Here is a 22771-nt window from a genome sequence, read left to right as displayed (position 1 = left end):
AAGTTGTGCGATGGCAACGCCGCACGCGCTGCCCCATGACGGCGCTCACAGGCGGTGCACTGGCGGTGCTCAGGGGGTCTGCAGTGTCTGCTCTCAGGCCACGCGCTGGGGCAGAAAGCCTTCGTAGTCGAGGGCCTGAAAGATGCGTGCAGGGTCGCCGAAACCTGCGGCATTCACCAATGCCGTGAGGCGGGCATCGCCGATCGGATGGAGGCCCTGGGTGAGGGAGGCGATCCGGTCGGCATCCAGTTCGAGGCCGCTCACCCTCTGAAAGCCGAGCCAGGCCTCGGTGATCTGCTCCTGGAGGAGCGGCAGGGCCGGCCGCATCAGATCCACCAGCACCAGTTGGCCGCCGGGCCGCAGACAGCGGGCCAAGGCACTCAGGAACGCCAGCTTGGTGCCGTCGTCTGGGAGCGACTGGAGCACGAGCACGGAAAGAGCGCCGGCGAACCCCTGCTCGTTCGTGAGCGCCTCTGCCGTGGTTTGCAGCCAGCGGATCGGGGCAGCCTCGCCGAGGCGCTGCCTTGCGGCGGCGAGCATGGCCGCTGAAGGGTCGATCGCCGTGAGTTGCCAATCGGGGCGTTGAGCAACGGCTTCCACCAGCTCAGCCCCCGTGCCGCATCCGGCCACCAGCACCTCGGCGCCCTCAGGAGCGGCGAGCGGGGAAGCGGCGAGCAAGGCCACAGCCAAGCGCGCCAGGCTGGCGTAGCCCGGGATCAACCGCTGCACCACCAGGTCGTAACCCTCGGGTTCGAGCGGATCGATCAGAGGAGAAACTTCAGCTGACGCCAAGGCCCAGGATCCGTTGTCAGCGATGCTAGGCGGCACCGCGGGCTGGGCAGCCCATTGGCAATCCCGCGACAGCGACGCCGAGCCTGGGGAATGGGCCAACAAGCGTTGCATTCACGGGCAAGGGCCACCGCCTGCAGGTAGGTTGGTCGGCGCCCAGACTCCCTCCCTGCCGTGCCCACGATCCGGTTCGAAAACGAAGGCCAGAACGTCGGTTGCATCGAGGGGGCGAACCTCCGCAAGGCGGCACTCGACGCTGGCATCAACCCCTACAAAGGATTGAACAACCTCAACAACTGCGGTGGCCTGGGCCAGTGCGGCACCTGCGTCGTCGAGGTGCTGGAGGGCGAGCGCAACCTCTCCCCCCGCAGCGACGTCGAACAGGTGTACCTCTCCGATCGTCCGGCCAACTACCGCCTGAGCTGCCGCACCAGCGTCACGGGGGATGTCACCATCCGCACCCGTCCGGATGCCGCCGTCGGCAAGGGCTCCAACAGTCTGGTTGGTGCGCTCAAGGCCCTCGTCGGCATGAAGTGAGCGTGGGCCTGAGGGTCTACAGCTACGCCGCCTGCTCCACCTGCAGAAAAGCCCTGCGCTGGCTGCAGGAGCAGGGCCTCGACGCCGAGGTGATTGACATCACCCTTCATCCTCCGTCCCTGGAGGAGTTGCGCCTGGCCCTCGCCCAGCTCGAACGCCGCCGCTTGTTCAACACCAGCGGCGTCAGCTACCGCACCCTGGGCTCCGCCGTGGTGAAAGCCATGGACGACGAAGCCGCGTTGGCCGCACTGGCCTCTGACGGGAAGCTGATCATGCGGCCCTTCCTGATCAGCGCCAGCGGCACCGTGCTCACGGGCTTTGATCCCCAGCAGTGGCAGACGCTGCTTCGACCGGAGGCACCGGCGGCACCGTGAGCTGATCGAGCTCGCGGATCAGGGCATCGATGCCGCTGCGGTTGATCTGGCCCAGATAGGTGAGCTTGAGCTCCTCAAGCAGCGAGCACAACAGGTGCTGACTGCGCGTCACGGCGGGGCCGGATTCGAGGCTGCCGGCCAGCTCTTCCCAGAAACGGTCGAGGGAGCGCTGCATCAGGTCGATCTGGCGGTCGTCCGGGTACTCCAGCCGCCGGCCGGCATTGCGGGACAGCTCCAGGAGGCTGTCCACCATGCCGGCGGACAGCTGGCGGGCGAGCTCCTGCTCCACCTGCAGCAGCGGCTGAAGCTGGCGCAGCGCCTGAGGCACCACGGTCTGCTGCAGGCTCTGCTGAAGGATGTGGCTCAGCAGTGCTCGCAGTTCCGGCGCCAGTCGCGGCATCACGTCGTTGAGCAGGAGGGGGCCCCAGATGCGCAACAGCTCCACCAGCTCACGCTCCTCGTTGATCGTCACGGTCTGGTGGCTGCGCAGGGCCCGGATGCGCCGGGGCCAGTGGGGGGAACGGATCAGTCCCTGAGCCCCATCCACCAGCTGCAGGGCCAGCACCTCGAACAGCTCCACGGCCAGCAGCGACACCACTCCCCGGCTCACCACCGCGCGCAGCGGCTCGAAGTTGACGAGGCCGCTCACCTGCAGCCGCTCCACCACGGGAACCAGGCGCAGCCAGCGCCAGAAGGGGAGCAGCAGTGGCAGGTCGGTCCAGCGGCGCAGCAGCGCTCCCCCCCAGCTCAGCCCGGGGATGCGCCGCCGCAGCCGGGCGGCGCGCAAGAGAATGTCGAGCAGAAAGACGCTCTGGAACGCCAGCAGATCCAGTCGCCAGAAGTGGTCGGTCGGGCGGCCGTTCTCATCGATTGATCGCCAGTAGTTGGTGGACACCAGCGGCAGCACCTGCTGCTGCCAGAAGCGGCGCTCCGTTTCCCAGGGGTGCTGGCGCAGCCATGCATCGCTCAGCAGCCTCTCGGCAGAGCCTTTGGCGGAATCCAGGTCAGCCTGCTGGCGCAGGCGGTTCTTGATCTTCTCCAGCGTGCCCGCCCCCACCGAAGCCAGGAACGGGTTGTCGTCGATCATCTGCTGGGTGAGCTCCACCTGCCGACGACGCAGCTCCGGCGCGCTCTCACCCGCGGAAAGGGCACGATCGAGCTGCTCGAACGCGGCCAGGTAGGCCTGGGTTTCCCGGTGCGGTTCGATGCCCTTCACCGGGTCGTAGAGGGGGGTGATGTCGGGCAGCAACGGCAGCGGCAGGACCACCGGCAGCGAAGGCAGCGGATAGAGGTTCCGCTGCAGCCAGAAGGTGCGCAGCGGCACGTAGGTGAGGTCGAAGCAGACCCACAGCAGATTGAAGCTGGCCCAGATCGCCACGAAACGGTCCCAGCGGCGCGCCAACGCATTGCTGGCAAAAGGCCGGATCGCATGCCAGCGGGGGCGGACCATGAACACCGAGCGGTTCGGTCAGGGTAGGAACGCGAGGGAACATGGCTGGGCGCTTAAGGTTTCAAGTCGGCCACTTCGCGCCTCCGGCGCCCTCCCTCCGCTGCCCGAACTCTCTTGACCACTGAGGATCTGCCAAGGCCTCCAGAAGCGCCCACGAATCCCGAGCAGCCTTCCCCTCCGCCGAAGGGCCATCGCGGCGGTGAATCCGAGAGCGCCTGGGCCTTCTGGCGCAGCGTCCTGATCACCCTGCTGGTGGCGCTGGGCATCCGCCAGTTTCTGATGGAGGCCCGCTTCATCCCCTCTGGCTCGATGTTGCCGGGGCTGCAGATCAACGACCGGCTGCTGGTGGAAAAGCTGTCGCTGCGGAACCGCGAGCCACGCCGGGGCGAAATCCTGGTGTTCAACTCCCCGTTCCATTTCGATCCGGCTCTGCGAAAGGATCGCAACAGCGGTCCGCTGCGCTGCCTGCTGGTGAACATTCCACTGGTGGGCTCACTGCCGGGCCTTCAGGAGCCGGCCTGCGATGCCTACATCAAGCGCGTGGTGGCCCTGCCGGGCGAGCGCGTGGCCGTGGATCCCCGCGGGCGGGTGAGCATCAACGGCAAGCTGCTCAATGAGCCGTACGTCAAGAATTACTGCCCCGTCGACAGCCAGGGAGCGGGGCCCTGCCGCACCATCAACACCGTGGTACCGGCCGGTTCGGTGCTGGTGCTGGGCGACAACCGCGCCAACAGCTGGGATGGACGCTTCTGGCCCGGCTCCCCCTTCCTGCCCCAGAAAGAGGTGATCGGCCGTGCCTTCTACCGGTTCTGGCCGCTGGATCGCCTGGGTGAGCTCGGCGAAAACGACAAGGCCAGTGGTGAATCAGCGGTTCCGCCGCTGCTCATACCTGAGGCCCCCGCCACAGCTCCGGCAGCACCCCCACCGCCAGCACCCGGCCAGTGACCGTTTCACCTTCGAAGGGCTGATTTGCCGCACGCGACGCATAGGGATCGGCTGCCTCCGGGGTTGACGCGGCGGCGGGATCGAACAGCAACCAGCGGCGTGAACCGGGCTCCAGCCTTTCTTCGTCCAGCCCCAGCAACCTGGCGGGGCCCCAGCAGAGACGCTGCCAGAGCGCAGCAGGCGCCCAACCCTGCTGCACCACCAGCTCCTGCCACAGGGCAGGCAGCACATGGCGGTGACCGGCCAGCCCGGGGCGGCGCTGATCGAGCGGCAGCAGGCGTTCTTCGGCATCAAGCGGCAGGTGATGCACTGCCACCGCTGTGAGCACCCCGTCGGCAAGGGCCTGGATCAAGGCGTGGCGATCCTCCGGGCTGCCCAGCGAGGGTTCAAGGCGCCAGCCTTCGGCCACCGGATCAAGGCTGCCGCTGTCCGCCACCAGGTGCCACCAGCAGACGCTCGCCTGCAGCGGCAGCCCGGAGCTGCGCAACAGGGCCACCCCCGCAGCGGTGGAGAGATTCGCCAGCCGCAGCGGAGCATCGGGCAGGGCGCGGGCCAGCTGCAGCAGGCTCTGCAACGGCAGCGTTTCGCTGAACACGGGATCCGGCGGCCAACCAGCCCGGAGCGCCTCCACGCTCTCCCGCACGAAACCGCCGAGGGTGAGGTCAGGGTCGCGGGGTGAAAGCAACACGGGCAGAGGCCCCGCCTCCGCCAGCCGCAGCCCGCGCTCCAGCAACGCCAGGGGCGGCTGGGCGCCGTCTTCGGCCAGGCCGATGGCGCCGACCGCCGCCAGATCACCATGGGGCGCCAGCTCCTGGCCGCGTCCTCCGCGGCTGAACGCCCCCCAGAGCGGCAGGAGAAAGGGATCTGGGGCCTGCAACTGCAGCCGCTCCGGACGGTCCCGCCAACTGCCGGCCCGGGGAAGCAAGGCCACGGTGCCATAGCCCGCCGCCGCCGCGGAGGCCACCAGGCTGGCCAGGGTTTCCGCCCGACCAGCGAAGGGCTCCTCCAGGGTGCTGTGGGGATCCACCAAGGCCGGGGCCAGCAGCCAGTCGTGGGCGACCAGCGGCACGAGACCACGATGCTGCGCCTCGCTGGCGGCGGCCTGATCGAAACCGATCAGCACGCCATCATCGAGCAGCACATCGCGGTGGCGCAGGGGCTGATCCGGACCGGCCAGCACCTGCACCTGCGACAGGAAGCGGGCCGCCATCAGAGCGCACCGGCAGCCGTGCGGTCGATCACACCACCGAGGTGGCTGGTGAGGTTGAGGCTGGATACGACCGGCCAGGCGGAAACAGGGCCGCTGGCCTGGCGGGCGGGGTAATCGATGACAGTGACGCCGCCGTTGCCCTGCTTGACCATCCAGATGTCGGCGGGGCTGAGCCCGAGCAAGGCGCAGAGCAGGGTTTTGTTGACGGCATCGTGGGCCACCACGAGCGCGGTCTCGTCGTCGGCAAGGCTGCGGGCGATCCGCTCCCAGGTGTCGAGCGAACGATCCCAGACCTGCTGAAGATTCTCCCCATCGGGCATCTGCACGGTGTGGGGCGCCCGCTTCCAGTCGGCCAGCAACTGGGGCCAACCGGCCTCAATCTCCGCCTCCAGCCTGCCCTCCCACTGGCCGTGGCCGATCTCCACCAGGCCCTGCAGGCTGGTGAGTGGCACGCCGGGGTGGAGCGCCAGGATCGCTTCGGCGGTCTGGCGTGGCCGCGCCATGGCACTGCTGTAGGCCCGCTGGATCGGCAGCTCGGCCAGGAAACGGCCGGCGGCGGCGGCCTGCTCCTGGCCATGGCCGTTGAGCGGAATGTCGATCTGTCCCTGGAAGCGCCCCTGGCGGTTCCAGTCGGTTTCGCCGTGGCGCACGAGCAGCAGGCGGGGCCCCTCCCCCTTCGGTGGCACCGGCACACCCAGATGGGCGGTGCCATTGAGCGATTCGATCTGCACCTCCACGGTGTGATCGGGGCGTCGGCGCAGATTCAGCACCGAGAGGGAGGCGTTATCCACGCGCAGCCGCTGAAAGTCGCTGGCAGGCAGACCGAGTGCCGCCAGCAGCAGACAGCGCAGGATGGCGTTGTGGGCCACCACGAGCACCGACACGGGCCCATCAGCCGAAGACGTTTCGGCCGCAGGGTCGGTCACCGGCAGATGGCGCTCCAGCAGGCGTTCGAGGAAATCGGCGGCCTGGTGCCTGAGTTCGGGTACCGGCCGGTAGGGCTGGCCGTGGCGGGTCAGTTCGAGGGTGTGGGGGGCCTGGCGCCAGAGCGCGTAGTCGGCAGGAAACCGGTCGCGGATCTCGCGGCTCAGCAGACCGCTCCAGGGGCCCAGATCCACTTCCAGCAGACCGCTGTCCGCCTCGGCGCGCTGTCCGCCGCCATGGGCTTCCAGCAGGGCGGCGGCCGTGGCGCTGGCGCGGCTGAGCGGCGAGGTGTAAGCGGCGGCGATGTCAAGCCCGCGCAGAGCCTCGCCGGTGGCGGTGGCCTGACGAACGCCTTCGCTCGTGAGGGTGGAAAGGTCGTCGCGCCCCTGCACCCGATGCTCGGTGTTGAAGCTGCTCAGCCCGTGACGGACCAGAAGAAGCCGGAGGGGCACAGGGATGGAGCCGCAAGCGAGGCCATCGTATGGGAGGGCTTCAGGGCACAATCGGTGCAAAGACGGGACGTGTTGTGACAACGGCAGGCCCGAGACAACGCATCCCCCCCTGGAAAACGGCGCTGGCCTTCGTCAGCCTGGCCCTCAGCCTGCTGCTCTGGGTCAATGGCCTGGTGGCAAGCCTCACCCGCCCATCGGTAGGCAACGATCTCGGCCGGCGCCAGCTTGAGTTGGCCGCGCTGGCGGCGCCCCAACTGCCCCCCAGCTGGCGTGCCGCCGTGGTGGGCCAGGAGCCGGAAGCCTCACTGCTGGCTGAACTGCAGCGCCAGGCCCAGCTGCCGCCCCTGCCGGACAGCGCCGAAAACGATCAGGACCCCGAGTTTGCCCGCGTCCAGCAGCGCTCCACCCTGTTGACCCGGGCGCTGCTGCTGATCCGTGCGGGCACTCCCGAGGAAGCCCGCCCCCTGCTGGAGCGGCTCGATGACGGCACCGACCCTGGCCAGAGCGCCCTGATCCAGAGCCTGTTGGCGGGCAGCCCAAGGACCGGCGTCGACCCGGTGGCCGCTGCTCTACCGCTGGAGAACCCGCTCCAGCGGCGCCTCACCTGCCAGGCACTGGGCGGGTCTGCGGACCGCTGCGCCCTGCCTGCAGAAGAGCGCCGGGCCAAGGCCCAGCTGCTGGCGGCGAACGCGCTGCCGGCGCTGGCCCTGCTGGCCGGCCTGGCCCTGCTGGTGCGAGCGGCCTGGGTGCGCGTGAGAACCAAACCGAGCCCGCTGCCGCCGCTGGTGGGACCGGAGCTGGGGGCGGTGGATCTGATCCTGCTGATCTCAGGCGGCTTCGTGCTGCTGGGCGAAGTGCTCACGCCGGTGCTGGTGAGCCCGGTGCTGAAGCAGTTGCTCGACGGGCTGCAGGTGGAACCCTCCCTGGCCAAAGGCCTCACCGTGGTGGCGCTTTACCTCGGCCTCATCGCCGCTCCGCTGGCGATTCTGCTGCTGATGCTGCCCAAGGCCGGCCCCGAGGGGGGGTGGCTGCAGTTCCGCTGGCGGCCGCTGGCGCCCACTTTGGGTAGGTCGTTTCAGTATTTTCTGATGGTGCTGCCGCTGGTGAGTTTCGCCGGCTGGCTGCAGCAGCAGATCTGGCCGGATCCCGGTGGCAGCAATCCGCTGCTGGAGATGGTGCTGAACAATCGCAGCAGCCTCGGCCTGCTGTGTTTCGCCTTCACCGCCGTTGTGCTGGCTCCTCTGTTCGAGGAAGTGATCTTTCGTGGTGTGCTGCTGCCGGTGGTGGCCCGCGACCTTGGACCGAGCTGGGGAGTGGTGATCAGCGCCACCATCTTCGCGGTGGCGCACCTGAGTCTTGGGGAGCTTCCCGCCCTGTTCGTGCTGGGCCTGGCCCTGGGCTGGCTGCGGCTCAACAGCGGCCGGTTGAGTGCAAGTGTGTGGCTGCATTCCCTCTGGAACGGCTTCACCTTCACCAACCTGCTTCTGCTGGGAAGCTGACGTCGCCTTGCTGAGCCTGCGCACGCATGGTTCACTGGCGGATCGAGGCACATTCCCGTGGTCGCTGTCCCTTCAGCCGCACCTGCTGCAGCGCCCTCCCTTCACCGGCGCTCCTTCGCCGTCATCCACGGTTCTCTGTCGTCGCGCAAGGTTGCGCGACAAGCTCCAGTTCTCGCCGTGCTTCACAAGGCTGCTGATGGTCTCCTCATCGCCCTTGGCGGCTCGATGATCGGTCTGGCAGCCCTCACGGTCCACTGGCAGAGCCAATGGACCAGGAGCTACCAGGAATTGGAGTCGTCCCAGGTGCTTGAGCACCGCCTGCAGGAATCGGTGGCCCAGTTGGAGCGCCATCACCTGACGGCGGCTCGGCGGCCCGGTCAGTTGATCCCGACGAGCATCCGCCAACTCGTTTATCTGCCCTCGCCATCGGATCACCACAAGGCCGCTGCGCAACTCCCCCTGCTCGGCCAGGTGAACGCCACCATGCTCGACGTCAGCCAGCGCACCGTTCGTCCCGGTTACTGAGGTGGTGCGATCAAGGGGATGGACCGGTTCCGCGCCGTCTGCGCCCATCCGGCGAAACGACCCCCCTGCGCGCGGTGGCCGCAACCGTCGGGTGGTTGCGTTGCAGTCGGTACCGGCCGGACGGCTAGTGGCCGTCTTCCTGCTGCTGGCCGCCGGCCTGGTCGGTCTGTCGATCCGCCTGGCCTGGCTGCAGGTCAAGGAAGGTGACCGGCTGCAGTCGAGGGCGCGCGCCGTTCAGACCCAGCAGGTGGAACCGATCGGCCGCCGCAGGCCGATCGTGGATCGCCAGGGGCGACTGGTGGCTCTCGATGAAGAGCGCTTCACCCTCTGGGCCCATCCCCGCTTTTTCAACTTTCCGGGCGATGACCCGCAATTGGTCCGCACGCCCACCGATGTGGCTCAGAGGCTGGCATCGGTGCTGGCCATGCCGGAAACCGCCCTCGTTCAGAGCATGGGGCCACGCCGCTCAGGGGTGAAACTCGCCACCGAGCTGGATCCGGAAACAGCCCGCCGCGTGCGGGAGCTGGGCATCAGCGGCTTGGATCTTGAGGCCTACCCCCAGCGCATCTATCCCCAGGGGCAGCTGTTCGCCAACGTGGTGGGGTTCCTCAATCTCGAACGGGTGGCCCAGGCGGGCCTTGAGCAGAGCCGCGACAAGGAGCTCCGCCGCCACGAGGGCGTGCGCAAGATGCGCCGCGGCGCCGATGGCACCCCTCTGCCGGACGGCATCCAGGCCGGTGCCCTCTACAGCGACGACCTGAGGCTTCAGCTCACCCTCGACGCCAGGCTTCAGCAGGTGGCCCAGCAGGCGCTGGTGAAGCAGATGAAGCAATGGAAGGCGAAACGCGGCGCCGCCATGGTGATGGACGTGCGCAATGGCGAACTGCTGGCGCTGGCCTCCGCCCCCAGCTACGACCCCAACCGGTTCTGGAGCTTCTCGCCGTCCCTCTTCCGGGAGTGGTCGGTGCAGGATCTCTACGAACCGGGCTCCACCTTCAAGCCGATCAACCTGGCGATTGCTTTGCAGGAAAAAGCGATCAAGGCCGATGGAAAAGTGAGCGACAGCGGCCAGCTCACAATCGGCGGCTGGCCGATCTTCAACCACGACCGCAAGGGCAACGGCCTGATCGATTTCCCCACCGTGCTGCAGGTGTCGAGCAACGTGGGCATGGTGCTGGCCATGCGGCAGGTGAAGCCGGCGCAGTTCTGGGAATGGCTGCGCAGGATCGGCATCGACACGACACCGGACACCGACCTGCCGGGAGCCGTCGCCGGCCAGCTCAAGAGCCGGGAGATCTTCACCACCCAACCGATCGAGCCGGCCACCGCGGCCTTTGGCCAGGGCTTCTCGCTCACCCCGCTCAAGCTGCTGCAGCTCCACGCCATGCTCGCCAACGGCGGCCGGCTGGTGAGCCCGCACATCACCCGCGGCCTGCGCTCGGGCGAAGGTCTGGCGGACGCCGCACCACCGGCCCAGGGCCTGCCGGTGCTGGATCCGGCCGTCACCAAGCAGGTGCTGGCCTGGATGGAATCGGTGGTGAAGAGCAGCAGCAGTCCTGGCGTGAAGATGGAGGGGTACCGGATCGGCGGCAAGACCGGCACGGCCCAGAAGGCCCTCAACGGCGTGTACATCGCCGGCGCCCGCATCTGTAGCTTCGTGGCCACGCTGCCGATCGAGGACCCCCGCTACGTGGTGCTGGTGGTGGTGGACGAACCCCAGGGGTCCAATGCCTACGGCTCCACCGTGGCGGTGCCGGTGGCCCGGCAGATCATCGAAGCCCTGCTGGTGCTCGAAAAGGTGGCCCCCAGCGAACCGGCGCGCAATCCCGCTGCGGCTGCAGGCGCTCAAGCTGGAGCTGCTGGCAGGACCACCCCGGCTCAGGGGGCCGCAACGGTGCGGGGTTGAGCACGGTCAGGAGTGGGCCGCAAAGCTGCTCGGTAGCTTGAGACTCCACGCTTGTGTGTGCAGCCATGGCCAACCTGCTCGATCAACTCGCCGCCATGACCGTGGTGGTGGCGGACACGGGAGAGTTGGAAGCCATCAAGCAGTTCACCCCTCGGGACGCGACCACCAACCCGTCGCTGATCCTGGCGGCGGCCCAGATTCCCCTGTATCAGGGCCTGATCGACGAATCCCTGCAGGCCTCCCGCCAGGTGATCGGCCCCGATGCACCGGCTGAGGCCGTGGTGCTGGAAGCGCTTGATGAAATCTGTGTCACCTTCGGCAAGGAGATCCTGCGCATCGTGCCTGGGCGGGTGTCCACGGAGGTGGATGCGCGGCTCAGCTTCGACACCGCCGCCTCAGTGGCCAAGGCCCGCAAGCTGATCGGCCTCTATGAGGAGGCCGGCATCGGCCGCGAGCGGGTGCTGATCAAGATCGCCTCCACCTGGGAAGGCATCAAGGCCGCAGAGGAGCTGGAGAAAGAAGGCATCCACTGCAACCTCACCCTGCTGTTCAGTTTCACCCAGGCGGTGGCCTGCGCTGAAGCCGGCGTCACCTTGATCTCTCCCTTCGTGGGCCGCATCCTCGACTGGTACAAGCAGGACACCGGCCGTGATCACTACCCGGGCCCGGAAGATCCCGGTGTGATCTCCGTCACCAGCATCTTCAACTACTACAAAACGCACGGCTACACCACGGAAGTGATGGGAGCCAGCTTCCGCAACATCGAGGAGATCATTGAACTTGCCGGCTGCGACCTGCTCACGATCTCGCCCAAGCTGCTCGACCAGTTGCGGCAACGGGAGGGGGTTCTGATCCGGAAGCTCGACGCGGAGGCGCCGGCGGCCTCCGAAGCCAAGCTGCAGCTTGATCGCGCCGGATTCGAGGCCCGCATGGCCAACGACCGCATGGCCAGCGAGAAGCTGGAGGAAGGCATCAGCGGCTTCTGCAAGGCGATCGAAACGCTCGAAGCCCAGCTGGCCCACCGGCTGGCTGAACTGGAGGGTGAAGCCGCCTTCGCCCATGCCGCCCAGGAGATCTTCCTGCTCAACGACATGGATGGCGACGGCTGCATCACCCGCGAGGAATGGCTCGGCAGCGACGCGGTGTTCGACGCGCTCGACACCGACCATGATGGCCGCCTGGTCCCGGAGGACGTCCGTGGCGGCCTCGGCGCACCGCTGGCGCTCTCTCTCTCAGCAACGGCCGCCGGCTGAGGGCGTCCTCGGCTGAAGCAGCCTTGAGCTGAGGAAGTGCTGGGCTGAAGGAGCCCTTAACCTCCGAGGCTCACACTGGGATCAGTTGCCCTGCGGCCATGACCGTTCACGCCCTCGACACGATGCGTGCCCTCGCCTCCCAGGGAGAAGTGCGCGACTTTGCAGCCGGCGAGCGCATCTTCAGCGCCGGTGAATCCGGCGACTGCATGTTCGGCCTGCTGGAAGGCGTGGTTCAGCTCAGCTGGAACGGCGATGCTGCCCATGAGGAGATCCAGGCGGGCGATGTGTTCGGAGCAGGCGCCCTGGTCACCGGCGATCACCGCCGCTATGGCAATGCCACGGCCTTGAACGACTGCCGTCTCCTGGTGATGAACCGCGAGAAGTTCCTGTTCGCCGTGCAGGAATCGCCCATGTTCGCCATCGAGCTGCTCGGCTCGATCGACGAACGGCTGCGCCACATCAAGGATTCCCTGCGCCGCTGAGCAGCAGCCGGCGGATCACCCGCTGGGCGATGTCGCCGTAGCCCATGTCGCCCGAGAGGATCTGGGCGATGCGCTGCGGCGCCGTGGGGCGCTTGATACCCAGCTGATAGCCCACCCGCGGCACCCGATAGAACACCTGGGCGATGCGGCGCCCCCAGGCCATTGAGCTGCCCCACTCCTTGCGCATGGTGTCGCTGTAGGCGGCCAGGGCTGCGCTGTCGCCCGACAGCCAGCCATCGATTCCTGCCGCAGCGCGGGTGGCACTCAACAGGGCTGGCCGCAATCCTTCCGCCAGAAAGGGGTCGCAGAGGGAGGCGGCATCACCCACCACCGCCAGGCCATCGCCATGCAGGCGGTGGTGGCCATCCCACACCCGCAGCGGCCACTGGCGCCGCACGCCGCTGGCGGCCTCGAAGCCAAGGCTGGGCAACAGCCGGGCCAGGGCAGCCTCACCATCGACAAGATCCCGGCCCAGGAAGGTGCCCACCCCCACGCTCACGCCCCCCTCGCGGGGAAACGCCCAGCAGAAGCCGTGGCGCACCAGGCCGAATTCAAAGCGGGCCGTGTCCGGCTCCAGCGCGGCGCCCTCCAGCTCCACCGACAGGGCCGCGGCGTAACGGGGGCGCGGTGACCCCAGCCCCAGAGGAGCGGCGAGGCGCGAACAGGCGCCATCGGCGATCACCACGGCCCTGGCCTGCAGGGCGCCGCCCCGCTCCAGCTGCACCTGCCAGTGCTCCCCCTGCCGCACGATGGCGCTGACGGCAGTGCCGGCCATCAGGTCGGCGCCCGCCGCCACGGCCTGCCGGGCCAGGAAGGCGTCGAGCACGGAGCGGCGCACGATCCAGAACGGCGATGCCCCCGGCAGCTCCGCCAGCACAGGATCCTCCAGGCACCAGGTGAACCGCACCTGTGTAATCACCCGATCCACGGCCGGCGCGAGATCAAAGGGGAACCAGCGCTGCACCGAGGCTGCCATGCCGCCACCGCAGGGCTTGGCGCGCGGCATCTCTGCCGCCTCCAGCAGCTTCACGCGCCAGCCCTTAGCCGCCAGCTGGAAAGCGCTCGCCGCTCCGGCAGCTCCACTGCCGACGACGATCACATCGGCATCCAGCGGACTCAAACCCGAAGGATGTCGGCTTCCTTCTCCGCCAGGTGCTTCTCAAGCTCGGCAATGAAGCGGTCGGTGAGCTTCTGCACGTTGTCCTGCTGATCGCGGCTCTGATCCTCGGAAAGCTCGCCGTCCTTCTCCTGCTTCTTGAGCTTCTCGATGGCGTCACGGCGCAGATTGCGCAGGGCCACCTTGCCTTCCTCGGCGTAGCGGGAGGCCAGCTTGCAGAAATCCTTGCGGCGCTCTTCGGTGAGCGGCGGGATATTGATGCGGATCACCTTGCCGTCATTGTTGGGGGTGAGGCCCAGATCACTCATGGAGATCGCCTTCTCGATCAAGCCCATCGAACCGGAATCGAAGGGCTGGATCTGGATCGTCTGAGAGTCGGGCGTGGAGATGGTGGCGAGGGAACGCAGGGGGGTATCTGCGCCGTAGTACTCCACGCTGAGCTTGTCGAGCAGGGAGGGGTTGGCCCGGCCGGTGCGAATCGTATTGAAGGTGCGCTGGGTGGCTTCCACCGACTTGCGCATGCTGGCTTCGAGTTCCATGAAGGAGTGGGGTGAGGGGAAGGGCTCAGCGGGCCGGAGTGATGCGGGTGCCGATCGGCTCACCCGCCACGGCGCGACCGATGTTGCCGGCACCGAAGAGATCGAACACCACGATCGGGATGGCGTTGTCCTTGCACAGGGCGATGGCGGTGCTGTCCATGACGGCCAGTTCGCCGCTCAGCACATCCTGGAAGGTGAGGCTCTCGTACCGAACGGCATCCGGGTAGCGGGCGGGATCCTTGTCGTAGACCCCATCCACCTTGGTGGCCTTGAACACCACGTCGGCGTTGATCTCGGCCGCCCGCAGAGCGGCGGTGGTGTCGGTGGTGAAGAAGGGGTTGCCGCAGCCGGCGCCGAACACCACCACCCGCCCTTTCTCCAGGTGGCGGATCGCCCGGCGCCGGATATAGGGCTCGGCCACTTCCTGCATGCCGATCGCCGTCTGCACGCGAGTGGGAACACCGGCGCGCTCAAGGGCGTCCTGAAGGGTGATGGCGTTCATCACCGTGGCCAGCATGCCCACGTAATCGGCGGTGGCACGGTCCATGCCTGCCGAGGAACCCTTGAGGCCCCGGAAGATGTTGCCGCCACCCACCACGATCGCCAGTTCGGTGCCGGAAGCCACCACAGCCGCCACATCCGTGGCGATCGACTGGACAATGGCCGGATCTATGCCATAGCCCAGCTCCCCCATCAGCGCTTCCCCGCTGAGTTTGAGCAGGACGCGCTTGAATGCCATCGTTATGAGCGCTCAGCCGCTGCGGACGGCCGAACAGTAGCAAGCATGGCGGTCGCTAGAACTCGATGCCGGCCTGCGCTTTCACACCCTGCTCACGGAAGGGGTGGCGCACCAGGCGCATTTCCGTCACCAGATCCGCCCGTTCGAGCAGCGCCGGCGGCGCCCCACGCCCGGTGAGCGCCACATGGGTGAGCGGTGGCCTTCGGCTCAGCCCATCGAGTACCTGCTCAACAGCGAGATAGCCCAACTTGATGGCTACGTTCACCTCATCAAGAACCACGAGCTTGCGGCCGGCGTCTTCGAGGTAGGTGAGCGATGTCTGCCAGGCCTGCTGCACCAGCGCGCGGTCACGCTCCCGGTCCTGGGTCTCCCAGGTGAATCCCTCTCCCAGGGCGCGCCAGTGCAGCGCCTCACCGAACAGCTCGAGGGCGCGGGCTTCACCCGGCTGCCAGCCCCCCTTGATGAACTGCACCACAGCCACCTGCTCGCCGTGCCCCAGGGTGCGCAGCACCAATCCCAGCGCTGCGGTGGTCTTGCCCTTGCCGTCGCCGGTGAACACCAGCACCAGACCCTTCTCCAGGTTGCGCTCCCCCACCCGCTGGCGCTGCACCTCCTGACGCCGCTGCATGCGGCGGCGGTAGGCCTCCCCATCGGCCTCCGGCGCCAGAGCCCCTCCGGGACCCAGGCGGGCCGCCTCCTGATCCAGCGCGCTGGCATCGGGAACTGGGGCGGTGACAGCCAGGTCAGTGGCAGCAAGGGACGTAGGAGGCGGGGTACTGGCAGCGGAGCTGGCCGTCGAATCGGTGCTGGAGCGGGTCATTGGGTCAGGCCAGGGGGCAGAGGCCAGGGGGTTGCAGCGGCGTAGCAGCGGCACCCCCTGCCGTGAGCAGGGCAGGGCCGCATCCTGCCCGACTCAGCCGGCACGGCGGCGGGAGAGGGCGGCATCCACGGCCTGCTGCTGATCGCGGCGCGTGATCCAGTGGTGATAAGTGCGCGTATGGATTGACACCGAGTGCCCCATCATCCGTGCCGCCACCGTGTCGGGCAGGCCGATGTGGATCGTGCGCACGGCCCAGGCATGGCGCAGGTCGTAGGGGGTGATCGGCAACTCGTAACGGCGGAACTGCTCCGCCACCCGCCGGCCCACCTGCTGCAGGGTGGTGGTGCGCAGATCGGTGCAGACCGGTGGCAGGGCCCCCGTCTCCAGAGCGAGGCGTGGCAGCTCGAAGCGCTCCACCCAGTCGGGCTGGAACGGCCACACCTGGTGCTCACCGGTTTTGCTGGTGGGAAGCACCCGGATCACCCGATCACCGCCGGGCAGCAGGGCGCTCAGATCGGAGAAGAACACCTCGTGGTTGCGCAGGCCGTAGGTGGCCATCAGGCCATAGGCGAGCCGCCAGCCGGGATTGGGGATCCGCTCCACCAGCTGCTCCACCAGAGGATCACTCGGCAGCTGGCGGAACTGGGCCCGGTGCAGGCCGTAGCCGCCGGCCCTTGCGCTCCAGTCGGCGGGCAGGTCGATCGCCACCACCTCGGCCAGGGCCGCCAGGGCAGTGCCGCACTGCTGGCGGCTGCGGCTGGCGGCGGGGTAGCTCTCCAGCACCTGCAGCAGCAGCTCCCCATCGAGCCGGGCCCCGGCGGCGCGGGCGGCCAGGCGCCGCACATAGGGCAGATAGGCCGCCGTCCAGGTGGTGCGGGTGCCGGCCGGGTTGCGGCGACGGCGAGGGTCCTCGAAGAACTGGCGCTCGAAACGCTCCAGCGCGGCATCGAGCGCGGTGGCCGCCGCACGGGTGACACCGATGCCGCCGGCAGAGGGGTTGGTGGCGGGCCGCCCCGCCGCCGGCGCAGTGGGCCAGGTGAAGCGCTGCTGCTGGAGCTCCTGCTGCACGCGGCGCAGTTCACGGCGAGCCTGACGCAGTCCCTCCGCATCGGCGGGCAGCCCCAGGCTGAGCCGTTGCACACGGAAACGCCCGCTGCCCCGCCGGCAGGGCAGCGGGCCGCGCAGGCCGAGGCGCTGGCCGCGTCGCTCCAGACGCAGGGCGACACCGGCGGCGGCCAGCTGGGCGTTGCCGAACTGGAGTTCAGCGTCGAGCCCCGCCAGGCCCGGTGCGCCCGCCGCTGCAGCGCTCACCGCTTGTTCGCTCACCCCCGTTGCCGTTGCTCAGGCAGGTGCCGACGGTATCGGCACGGCCGTGGCCACGCCAGCCGGCGGTGAGCAGCCTCGGAGGGGCAGCGTTACGCTCGGCTGACTTGACGGAATGATCTGGCATGGCCAGGGTCGGCGTATTGCTGCTGAACCTCGGCGGTCCCGAGCGGATCGAGGATGTCGGGCCTTTTCTCTACAACCTGTTTTCCGACCCAGAGATCATCCGGCTGCCGATTCCGGCCCTGCAGAAGCCGCTGGCCTGGTTGATCAGCACCCTGCGCAGCAGTAAGTCGCAGGAGGCCTACCGCTCGATCGGCGGCGGCTCCCCCTTGCGCCGCATCACCGACCAGCAGGCACGGGAGCTGCAGAGCGAGTTGCGCCAGCGCCAGGTGCAGGCCACCACCTACGTGGCCATGCGCTACTGGCACCCGTTCACCGAATCCGCTGTCGCCGACATCAAGGCCGATGCGGTGGATGAGGTGGTGGTATTGCCGCTTTACCCCCACTTCTCGATCAGCACCAGCGGTTCAAGCTTCCGCGAGCTGCAGCGGCTGCGCCAGGCCGATCCCGCCTTCAGCCGCCTGCCGATCCGATGCATCCGCAGCTGGTACGACCATCCCGGTTATGTGCAGGCGATGGCCGAGTTGATCGCCCGGGAGGTGCAGGAGTGCAACGACCCCACCACCGCCCGCATCTTCTTCAGCGCCCACGGCGTGCCCAAGAGCTATGTGGAGGAGGCCGGCGACCCCTACCAGCAGCACATCGAGGCCTGCACCGACCTGATCATGGCCGAACTGGCCCGGCAGCTCGGCCACAGCAACCCCTTCACCCTCGCCTATCAGAGCCGGGTGGGGCCGGTGGAGTGGCTGCAGCCCTACACCGATCAAGCGCTGGTGGAGCTGGGAGAACAGGGGGTCAAAGAGCTGGTGGTCGTGCCGATCAGCTTCGTGAGCGAACACATCGAGACGCTCGAGGAAATCGACATCGAATACCGGGAGATCGCCACCGAAGCCGGCATCACCACCTTCCGGCGCGTGCCGGCGCTCGACACCTACCCCACCTTCATCCGTGGACTGGCCGACCTGGTGCAGCTGGCCCTGGCCGGGCCGGAGGTGAACCTCGACCAGGCGGCCAGCCTGCCCACCACAGTCAAGCTCTACCCCCAGGAGAAGTGGGTGTGGGGCTGGAACAACAGCTCGGAGGTGTGGAACGGGCGGCTGGCCATGCTGGGCTTCTCCGCCTTCCTGCTGGAATTGCTGAGCGGCAAGGGCCCTCTGCATGCCATCGGGCTGCTCTAATCGCCGGCTGGCGGCCCTTGGCCTGGCCCTGCTGATCGGCCCGGCCACGATTCCGCCGGTTCAGGCGGCGAATGAACGCTGGCGCCTGGGCGTGTTTCCGGTGGTGAACTTCGCTGGGTACACCAGCCACTTCGGCTTTCGGATCGGGCCCGGCGGTGGCCGCGAGCAGCATTCCGGCCTCGACATCGCCGCTCCGCTGGGCTCACCGATCCGCAGCTGGTGGGGAGGCGTGGTGAGTGATGTGATCAACGATGGCCGCTGCGGCATCGGCCTGGTGATCCGCTCCGGCGACTATGACCACATCTATTGCCATCTCGGCGGGCAGGTGAGCGGCGGTCGCTATCAGAGCGGGCGGGTTCTGCTGGCCGCCGGGCAACGGGTCGCGCGCGGCCAGCTGATCGGCCACATCGGCATGACCGGACGCACAACCGGGCCCCATCTTCACTGGGGAATCCGTTACCGGGGCCAATGGCTCGATCCGGCGCGGATCCTGCAGGCGATGGTGCGCAGCCGTCGCAGTGTCGGCGGCGGAGCCCCTGGCCGCTGATTGGAATCGAAACAGTTCACCTCACGGCCGTTGAGCACCTCTTAATGTGAGGCCATCGTGATGTCTGCAGCGACAACCGTGACCCTGACGACCGTCCCCACAGCGGTTGTGTCCGCTTCCCCCCTGCGGCCGATGCCGGCCGTGCCGGGGAGGGTCACCGGCGCTCACGCCCTGATGGATGCCCTGCATCGCCATGGTGTGGAGCACATCTTCGGCTACCCGGGCGGGGCGATCCTGCCCATCTACGACGCCCTTCACCAGGCCGAAAGCCACGGCTGGCTGAAGCACATCCTGGTGCGTCACGAGCAGGGCGGCACCCACGCCGCTGACGCCTACGCCCGTGCCACCGGCCGGGTGGGCGTGTGCTTCGGCACCTCCGGGCCGGGCGCCACCAATCTGGTCACCGGCATCGCCACTGCCCAGATGGATTCAGTGCCGATGGTGGTGATCACCGGGCAGGTGGGCCGGGCTTCGATCGGCACCGATGCCTTCCAAGAAACCGACATCTTCGGCATCACCCTGCCGATCGTGAAGCACTCCTGGGTGGTGCGCGATCCCGCCGATATCGGCCGCATCGTGGCGGAAGCCTTCCTGATCGCGGCCACCGGGCGGCCGGGCCCGGTGCTGATCGATGTGCCCAAGGATGTGGGCCTCGAGGAATTCGATTACATGCCGGTGGAGCCGGGCAGCTCGGTTCCGGCCGGCTACGCCCTGCCGGTGGCCCCCGACCCTGCGCGCATTCAGCAGGCGCTGGAGCTGATCCGCAAGGCACGCCGTCCGCTGCTGTATGTGGGTGGCGGTGCCGTCAGCGCAGGCGCGCACGGGGCCCTGCGCCGGTTGGCCGAGCGCTTCTCCCTGCCGGTCACCACCACATTGATGGGCAAGGGCGCCTTCGATGAGCGCAATCCACTGGCGGTGGGCATGCTCGGCATGCACGGCACCGCCTATGCCAATTTCGCCGTCACCGAGTGCGATCTGCTGATCGCCGCCGGCGCCCGTTTCGACGACCGGGTCACCGGCCGGCTGGACAGCTTTGCCCCCCGGGCCCAGGTCATCCACATCGACATCGATGCAGCCGAAGTGGGCAAGAACCGGGTGCCGGAGGTGCCGATCGTGGCGGATGTGGGCCTGGCACTTGATGCCCTGCTGGCAGCCTCCAGCGACGAGCCGCCCACCAACCGCACCGAGGCCTGGCTGGAGCGCATCCGCAGCTGGAAGCTCCACTATCCGCTCGTGATCCCTGAACCGGTGGGGGAGATCGCCCCGCAGGAAGTGATGCTGGCCCTGCAGCAGCTCGCTCCCGAGGCGTTCGTCACCACCGATGTGGGCCAGCATCAGATGTGGGCAGCCCAGTTCATGAACACCCCTCCGCGCCACTGGATCAGCAGCAGCGGACTCGGGACCATGGGCTACGGACTGCCAGCCGCCATGGGCGTGCAGGTGGCCTTCCCCGGGGATCAGGTGGTGTGCGTCGCCGGCGACGCCAGCATCCTGATGAACATCCAGGAACTCGGCACCCTCTCCCAGTACGGGCTCCCGGTGAAGGTCGTGATCGTCAACAACGGCTGGCAGGGCATGGTGCGCCAGTGGCAGGAAAGTTTCTACGGCGAGCGCTACTCCGCCTCTGAGATGACCGGCGGCATGCCGAACTTCTCCGCCCTGGCTGAAGCCTTCGGGGTGCGCGGCGTCGACATCACCGACCGCAACCGTCTGTATCAGGATCTGCAGGAGGCCCTGGCCCATCCAGGCCCGGCCGTGGTGAACGTGCAGGTGCGGCGCAACGAGAACTGCTACCCGATGGTTCCCCCCGGTGCCAGCAACGCCCAGATGGTGGGCCTGCCCAGCCATCCGGAGCTGGCGATCGACACCACGCGCGACTGCGGCTCCTGCGGTGCCACCACCGAGAGCGCCCATCTGTTCTGCCCCAGCTGCGGGGCAAAGCTCTGACCTCCCCTGCCGTCCTGACGGGAGGCCACAGCGCCCTAGCCCCCCTGAGCATCGCCAGCGCACTCGGGCCCGGTCTCCCCGTCCGGTCGCAGAAGAAGCTGAGACAGAGACCTCACCGTCACTCCAGCCTTCTGCACGATCCCCTGCAGTGTCTGCTGTGGATTGTTTTTCCTTGCTTGCTGGCCGCGCTGCTCATGGTCACCCTCAGCCCTGCTGCCGCTGAGGCGGCCGAAGTGCTCCAGGTGCGTGGCGCCACGTTGTTGCAGGTGGGCGACCAGAACCGCAGCTACCCGGTGCGATTGGGATGTGTACAGGTGGACCCAGCCGATGGTGCGGCCGCCACCTCCTGGCTGCGGGAAGCACTGCCGCGGCGCACGCGCGTGAATCTGCGCCCGCTGGGCACCGCCGATGGCACCCTGCTGGCGCGGGTCACCGTGCTCTCCAGCGGCATCGACCTGGGCACAGGGCTGCAACAGGCCGGTCTGGCCACCCCGCTCGACGCGACAGCCGCGCCACAGGGCTGCCCGGCGGCAGCCGCCTCGGCGGTGTCATGAGCATCAACCGCACCGCCAAAGGGATCGTGCTGGTGCCCAGCCTGCTGCTGGGCGGCGCCTTTCTCGCCGCAGGCACCTGGATGGAGGGGGCAGCCGCCGCCAACCGCCCCCTGGCCTTCACCCTGGGTGGAGTGCTTGTGGCTGCGGGGCTGTTCACCCAGCTGATTCCGGAAAGCCAGAAGGAAAGCTCAAGCCTCGACGAAACAGAGCGAACAACACCACCAGCGCGGCCCGGCCGCAGCCTGGGCAAGCTTGGGGGCAGCACGAACAAGGATGGCGGTGGAGCACAACCCTCCTAGTGTTCACCGGCTGAATGGAAACCCGCATGTCCCCGGGGAAGTCCGCGTCCGGCTCCGGTGGTGAACCACCTCCTCGCCGCCACCTCTTCTGGATGGGTGCCGGTGTGGTGGCTGCCCTGCTCGGGCTGCAGGGCCTCGCTGCCAGTGCACCGATCCGCAGCGATGTGCTGATGCTGCTCACGCCTGAAGGGCTGCTGGCAGGGGTGGGTGACGGCCTGCGCCGCGGCTACGCGCTGGCCATGGAAGAGGCACGCGTCTGCGGGGTGAAGCCGCCCACGCTCCAACTCGGCTGGCTGCCGCCGGAGCAGGACCCCCGCGCGGCGCTCACGGTGCGGCCGCTGCCCGGCTTGCTGATCGCGCCGCCGGCGGTGTCCCTCGTTTCGTATGGGTTGCTGGCGCAGGAGCTGGGCCTCACCGTGCTGCTGCCGCTGCAGCGGGGCAGCTCCCTCAACGGCCTGCCCAGCCTTGCCGGCGCCGACCGGCTCTGGCCGGTGCTGCCGGCGCGCAGCCTGGAGGCCGACCGCCTCGCCAAAGGGCTGATCGAGGAGAAACGCTCACGCGTGATGGTGATCCACGACGGCAGCAGTGAGCAGATCGCCCTGGCCAATCGGTTCGTGGCCTCGCTCAGCGGCGACGGCGGCCGGGTGGTGGGCTATCAGGAGGGAAGCCAGGAGATCGCCGATCCCGATGCCCGCACCATCACCCGCCTGGTGGACGACGTGGACTACTACCGCCCCGAGGCCCTGGTGGTGATGACAGCACCGACCAGCCCGCTGGCCAAGGCGGTGCGAGAAGCGCGCTGGCCTGCCGATCTCACCCTGGTGTGGCCGTTTCCGGCCACGGAACCGCTGGCCAACGCCCAGCTGGGGGTTGATCCGCTCAGCCGCGGGCCCGGCTGGAACCGCTTCGCCGCCAACTTTCAGCGCCGTTACAACTATGTGCCCAGCCTGGTGGAAGCCACCGGGTACGACACCGGCCAGCTGGCGGCCGTGACCGCCCGCCGCCCAGGTGACACCGCGCCGTGGGACATGGCCTGGCTCGACCCCAAGGCACAACCCCGGGCCCTCTGCGCTGCGATCGAAAGCCGGCGGCAGGGCGGGCGCACGGCGCTCAAGGGAGCCGCCAGCCAACTGGATCTGGGTGCGGGCAGCGCTCCAAGTGCCGAACTGCGACTGACTCCCCTGCCTGCAGCTGGGAACGCCCCCCCTTCCTAGTCTCAAAGGATGAGCGGAGATCGTG

Annotated in this window: 23 protein-coding genes; 14 read left to right on the top strand and 9 right to left on the bottom strand. The window is 68.3% G+C overall.

The window, feature by feature from the left end; translation table 11 throughout:
• Positions 1 to 93 precede the first annotated feature (93 nt).
• The gene (locus ACWJI3_RS13140) at positions 94 to 792 is read right to left on the bottom strand and encodes a class I SAM-dependent methyltransferase (protein ID WP_480203897.1); all 699 of its coding nucleotides are present in this window, start codon (positions 790 to 792) and stop codon (positions 94 to 96) included.
• Between the two features lie 171 nt (positions 793 to 963).
• Between ACWJI3_RS13140 and ACWJI3_RS13135 the strand changes: the two genes are divergently transcribed.
• Together ACWJI3_RS13135 and ACWJI3_RS13130 are read left to right on the top strand one after the other, a co-directional pair.
• Positions 964 to 1326, top strand: coding sequence for a 2Fe-2S iron-sulfur cluster-binding protein (locus tag ACWJI3_RS13135; protein WP_094512953.1), 363 nt, complete (start codon positions 964 to 966; stop codon positions 1324 to 1326).
• On the top strand, positions 1323 to 1700 hold the full coding sequence (locus ACWJI3_RS13130; RefSeq protein WP_480203896.1) for a Spx/MgsR family RNA polymerase-binding regulatory protein: 378 nt from the start codon (positions 1323 to 1325) through the stop codon (positions 1698 to 1700). The genes ACWJI3_RS13135 and ACWJI3_RS13130 overlap by 4 nt, the downstream gene beginning before the upstream one ends.
• On the opposite strand, the gene ACWJI3_RS13125 is transcribed toward ACWJI3_RS13130, so the two are convergent.
• Positions 1636 to 3150, bottom strand: coding sequence for a hypothetical protein (locus ACWJI3_RS13125; protein WP_255139839.1), 1515 nt, complete (start codon positions 3148 to 3150; stop codon positions 1636 to 1638). The two genes, ACWJI3_RS13130 and ACWJI3_RS13125, sit on opposite strands and share 65 nt — an antisense overlap.
• A 114-nt stretch (positions 3151 to 3264) precedes the next feature.
• On the opposite strand from ACWJI3_RS13125, the gene lepB reads away from it, so the two are divergent.
• Complete coding sequence (lepB, locus tag ACWJI3_RS13120) at positions 3265 to 4095, top strand: signal peptidase I (RefSeq protein WP_255100788.1); 831 nt, start codon at positions 3265 to 3267, stop codon at positions 4093 to 4095.
• On the opposite strand, the gene ACWJI3_RS13115 is transcribed toward lepB, so the two are convergent.
• Positions 4034 to 5305, bottom strand: coding sequence for an amidohydrolase family protein (locus ACWJI3_RS13115; protein WP_480203895.1), 1272 nt, complete (start codon positions 5303 to 5305; stop codon positions 4034 to 4036). The genes lepB and ACWJI3_RS13115 overlap by 62 nt on opposite strands.
• Positions 5305 to 6681, bottom strand: a complete 1377-nt coding sequence (locus tag ACWJI3_RS13110; protein WP_480203894.1) for a histidine phosphatase family protein — start codon at positions 6679 to 6681, stop codon at positions 5305 to 5307. Before ACWJI3_RS13110 ends, ACWJI3_RS13115 begins: the two co-directional genes overlap by 1 nt.
• A gap of 74 nt (positions 6682 to 6755) precedes the next feature.
• Between ACWJI3_RS13110 and ACWJI3_RS13105 the strand changes: the two genes are divergently transcribed.
• From ACWJI3_RS13105 to ACWJI3_RS13085, 5 genes are all read left to right on the top strand, one after another.
• Entirely contained in the window at positions 6756 to 8180 is a 1425-nt protein-coding gene (locus tag ACWJI3_RS13105) for a CPBP family intramembrane glutamic endopeptidase (RefSeq protein ID WP_255100785.1), read from the top strand.
• Positions 8181 to 8357: 177 nt separating this feature from the next.
• Positions 8358 to 8705, top strand: a complete 348-nt coding sequence (locus tag ACWJI3_RS13100; RefSeq protein ID WP_094512957.1) for a hypothetical protein — start codon at positions 8358 to 8360, stop codon at positions 8703 to 8705.
• Positions 8706 to 8796: 91 nt separating this feature from the next.
• Positions 8797 to 10611, top strand: coding sequence for a peptidoglycan D,D-transpeptidase FtsI family protein (locus ACWJI3_RS13095; RefSeq protein ID WP_480203893.1), 1815 nt, complete (start codon positions 8797 to 8799; stop codon positions 10609 to 10611).
• 65 nt (positions 10612 to 10676) lie between these two features.
• A complete protein-coding gene (locus ACWJI3_RS13090; RefSeq protein WP_094512959.1) occupies positions 10677 to 11864 on the top strand; it encodes a transaldolase in 1188 nt (395 codons plus the stop codon).
• Positions 11865 to 11962: 98 nt separating this feature from the next.
• Positions 11963 to 12346: a Crp/Fnr family transcriptional regulator gene (locus tag ACWJI3_RS13085; protein WP_255100784.1), complete on the top strand. Its 384-nt coding sequence runs from the start codon at positions 11963 to 11965 to the stop codon at positions 12344 to 12346.
• On the opposite strand, the gene ACWJI3_RS13080 is transcribed toward ACWJI3_RS13085, so the two are convergent.
• The 5 genes from ACWJI3_RS13080 to ACWJI3_RS13060 form a co-directional block, all read right to left on the bottom strand.
• Entirely contained in the window at positions 12324 to 13457 is a 1134-nt protein-coding gene (locus ACWJI3_RS13080; protein WP_480203943.1) for an NAD(P)/FAD-dependent oxidoreductase, read from the bottom strand. The genes ACWJI3_RS13085 and ACWJI3_RS13080 overlap by 23 nt on opposite strands.
• A 5-nt stretch (positions 13458 to 13462) precedes the next feature.
• The gene (gene frr / locus ACWJI3_RS13075; RefSeq protein WP_094512960.1) at positions 13463 to 14002 is read right to left on the bottom strand and encodes a ribosome recycling factor; all 540 of its coding nucleotides are present in this window, start codon (positions 14000 to 14002) and stop codon (positions 13463 to 13465) included.
• Between the two features lie 25 nt (positions 14003 to 14027).
• Complete coding sequence (gene pyrH, locus ACWJI3_RS13070) at positions 14028 to 14741, bottom strand: UMP kinase (protein ID WP_094512961.1); 714 nt, start codon at positions 14739 to 14741, stop codon at positions 14028 to 14030.
• 55 nt (positions 14742 to 14796) lie between these two features.
• On the bottom strand, positions 14797 to 15561 hold the full coding sequence (gene cobO / locus ACWJI3_RS13065) for a cob(I)yrinic acid a,c-diamide adenosyltransferase (RefSeq protein WP_480203892.1): 765 nt from the start codon (positions 15559 to 15561) through the stop codon (positions 14797 to 14799).
• A 93-nt stretch (positions 15562 to 15654) separates the two neighbouring features.
• The gene (locus ACWJI3_RS13060; RefSeq protein WP_480203942.1) at positions 15655 to 16842 is read right to left on the bottom strand and encodes a site-specific integrase; all 1188 of its coding nucleotides are present in this window, start codon (positions 16840 to 16842) and stop codon (positions 15655 to 15657) included.
• A 167-nt stretch (positions 16843 to 17009) separates the two neighbouring features.
• Here ACWJI3_RS13060 and hemH point away from each other — a divergent pair, with 167 nt between their 5' ends.
• The 6 genes from hemH (at position 17010) to ACWJI3_RS13030 (ending at position 22746) form a co-directional block, all read left to right on the top strand.
• On the top strand, positions 17010 to 18185 hold the full coding sequence (gene hemH, locus ACWJI3_RS13055) for a ferrochelatase (protein WP_094512963.1): 1176 nt from the start codon (positions 17010 to 17012) through the stop codon (positions 18183 to 18185).
• Positions 18166 to 18732, top strand: a complete 567-nt coding sequence (locus tag ACWJI3_RS13050; protein ID WP_259730564.1) for a M23 family metallopeptidase — start codon at positions 18166 to 18168, stop codon at positions 18730 to 18732. Before hemH ends, ACWJI3_RS13050 begins: the two co-directional genes overlap by 20 nt.
• Before the next feature lie 132 nt (positions 18733 to 18864).
• Positions 18865 to 20679, top strand: a complete 1815-nt coding sequence (gene ilvB / locus ACWJI3_RS13045) for a biosynthetic-type acetolactate synthase large subunit (protein WP_255139893.1) — start codon at positions 18865 to 18867, stop codon at positions 20677 to 20679.
• A 176-nt stretch (positions 20680 to 20855) separates the two neighbouring features.
• Positions 20856 to 21233 carry a hypothetical protein gene (locus ACWJI3_RS13040; protein WP_315855824.1) on the top strand — a complete coding sequence of 126 codons (378 nt, stop codon included), beginning with the start codon at positions 20856 to 20858 and terminating at the stop codon, positions 21231 to 21233.
• Positions 21230 to 21532, top strand: a complete 303-nt coding sequence (locus tag ACWJI3_RS13035) for a GIVxVP protein (RefSeq protein WP_480203891.1) — start codon at positions 21230 to 21232, stop codon at positions 21530 to 21532. The genes ACWJI3_RS13040 and ACWJI3_RS13035 overlap by 4 nt, the downstream gene beginning before the upstream one ends.
• A gap of 26 nt (positions 21533 to 21558) precedes the next feature.
• A complete protein-coding gene (locus ACWJI3_RS13030) occupies positions 21559 to 22746 on the top strand; it encodes an ABC transporter substrate-binding protein (RefSeq protein ID WP_480203890.1) in 1188 nt (395 codons plus the stop codon).
• The last annotated feature ends 25 nt before the right edge of the window (positions 22747 to 22771 follow it).

It is taken from the genome of Marcopretia estuarina LEGE 06307 (genome assembly GCF_056633115.1).
Note: the sequence above shows the minus strand (reverse complement) of the source record. Positions and strands in the feature narration are given on the sequence as shown.